Here is a 2,334-nt window from a genome sequence, read left to right as displayed (position 1 = left end):
TGCCCTCATGCGTCACCACAACACCCTTGGGACGCCCCGTCGAACCCGACGTGAACATCACATACGCCGCATCCCCCGACACCACACCCACACCCGGCGCCGTGCCCGCCAGACCCGCCAACTCCCCGGCCACAGCAGGATCATCCAGCACCACCACCGGAACACCCGCCGACACAACAGCACCGAACGCCCCCACCGTCACCACCGCAGCCGGCCCCGCATCCTCCAGGACAACCGCGATCCGCCCCGCCGGATACTCCGGATCCACCGGCACATACGCCGCCCCGGCCTTCACCACCGCCAGCAGCGCCACCACCAACTCAACCCCACGCTCCAGAGCCACCGCGACCACCGACCCCGGACCCACACCACGACCCACCAACAGCCGCGCCAGACGATTCGCCCGCCCATCCAACTCCGCGTACGAAACCTCCACACCCTCGAAGACCACCGCCACCGCATCCGGCGTCCGCGCCACCTGCGCCTCGAACAACCCCGGCAACGTAGACCCCTCGACCTCCACCGCCGTCTCGTTCCACTCCACCAACACCCGACGACGCTCACCCGCATCCAGCACGTCCACACCACCCACCCGGACATCCGGGTCAGCGACCAACAGCTCCAGGGCGCGGCGGAACCGGGTCGCGAGCCGCGCGGTAGTGGCACGCTCGAAGAGGTCTACCGAGGCGGTCAGTGAGCCGCGCAGGCCCGCCGGAGCGCCGTCCTGGTCGAACAGCTCGACGAAGTCGAGTTCGAGGTCGAACTTGGCCGCGCGCACGTCGACGGCGACGTCCGCGGCGTCCGCGACGTCCGCCGCCGTTCGAGCGTCGGCCTCATCACCCGAGCGCTCAAGGACGATGCGCTCGTTGTTGTGGACGGTCAGCATGACCTGGGCCAGCGGGTGGCGGACCAGCGAGCGGGCGGGCGTCAGCTCCTCGACGAGCTTCTCGAACGGCACGTCCTGGTGCGAGAGGGCGTCCCAGCCGGTGCGTCGCGCCCGGGCCAGCACCTCGCGGAAGGTCGGGTCGCCGGTGAGGTCCGTACGCAGGACCAGCGTGTTGACGAAGAAGCCGACCATGTCGTCCAGCGCCACGTCGGTGCGCCCGGCGACGGCTGTGGCGATCGGGATGTCGGTGCCGGCACCCAGGCGGGAGAGCACGACCGCGAGCACGGACTGCAGGACCATGAAGACCGTGACGTCCTCGGCACGTGCCACCTCGGCGAGTCGGCCGTGGACTGCCGCCGGGATGTCCAGGGACAGGCCGTGGCCGCGGTGCGAGGCCACCGCCGGGCGGGCGTGGTCGAAGGGCAGGCCGAGCTCCTCGGGAACACCGGCGAGCTGGGCGCGCCAGTAGGCGAGCTGTCGTGCCATCAGGCTCTGCGGGTCCTGCTCGTCGCCGAGCAGCTCGCGCTGCCAGAGGGCGTAGTCGGCGTACTGGACGGGCAGCGGTTCCCACTCGGGCGCCCGGCCCTCGCTGCGGGCGAGGTAGGCCTGAGTCACGTCTCGCAGCAGCGGTCCCGTCGACCAGCCGTCGCTGGCGATGTGATGGACCACCACGACCAGCACCGCGTCCGCGGGACCGGTCTGCAGCAGTGTGGCGCGGATCGGCACCTCGGCGGCCAGGTCAAACGACTGGTTACCCAACTCCGATATGGAAGCGTCGAGTTCGGCGGGCGCCAGCTCGGCCACCCGCAGTTCCCAGTCCAGGTCATCGAGCTTCAGGATGCGCTGGTAGGGCTCGCCGTCGGTGACGCCGTAGACGGTACGCAGCACCTCGTGGCGTCCGATGACGTCCCGCAGCGCAAGGTTGAGCGCGTCGGCGTCGATCCGGCCCGGCAGGTGCCGGACGATCGGGATGTTGTAAGTGGCGCTCGGTCCCTCAAGCTGCGAGAGAAACCACATCCGGCGCTGCGCGAAAGACAACGGAACCATCAGAACTCCTCCTGGTTGCGCATCGGCCGCAACGCCGGCCTAGCTGATTTCTCATGTCCGAGCTGTTGTGCGAGTCCGGCCACCGTCGGCGCATCCAGAAGCGCCTTCAACGGGACCTCGACCCCCAGCGCAGCCCGGATCCGGCTGGTGAGTCGAACGGCGAGGAGGGAGTGCCCGCCGAGGGCGAAGAAGTTGTCGTCGACACCGACCTGTTCCAGGCCGAGGACTTCGGCGAAGGCGGCGCAGAGGAGCTCCTCGCGAGCGTTCGCCGGGCCACGGCCGGCACCGGTGGTGTAGGCGGGGGCCGGCAGCGCCTTGCGGTCCAGCTTGCCGTTCACCGACAACGGCAGCGCGTCCAGGACCACGACGGCGGAGGGAACCATGTACTCGGGCAGCCGGTG

General features: G+C 70.0%; 2 protein-coding genes. Both read right to left on the bottom strand.

Translation table 11 applies throughout. The features are described 5' to 3' along the window. Positions 1-1,933, bottom strand: a 1,933-nt coding sequence (locus AB0L59_RS42190; RefSeq protein ID WP_365593508.1) for a condensation domain-containing protein, incomplete at its 3' end; no start/stop codon positions are given. Next, the coding region (locus tag AB0L59_RS42185; protein ID WP_365593506.1) for a phosphopantetheine-binding protein at positions 1,933-2,334 on the bottom strand (402 nt) is incomplete at its 5' end. The genes AB0L59_RS42190 and AB0L59_RS42185, both read right to left, overlap by 1 nt.

The organism is Streptomyces sp. NPDC052109, from assembly GCF_040680195.1.
Lineage (GTDB): Bacteria > Actinomycetota > Actinomycetes > Streptomycetales > Streptomycetaceae > Streptomyces.
The sequence above is the reverse complement of the archived record's forward strand: the minus strand, read 5'-3'. Positions and strand labels throughout refer to the sequence as shown.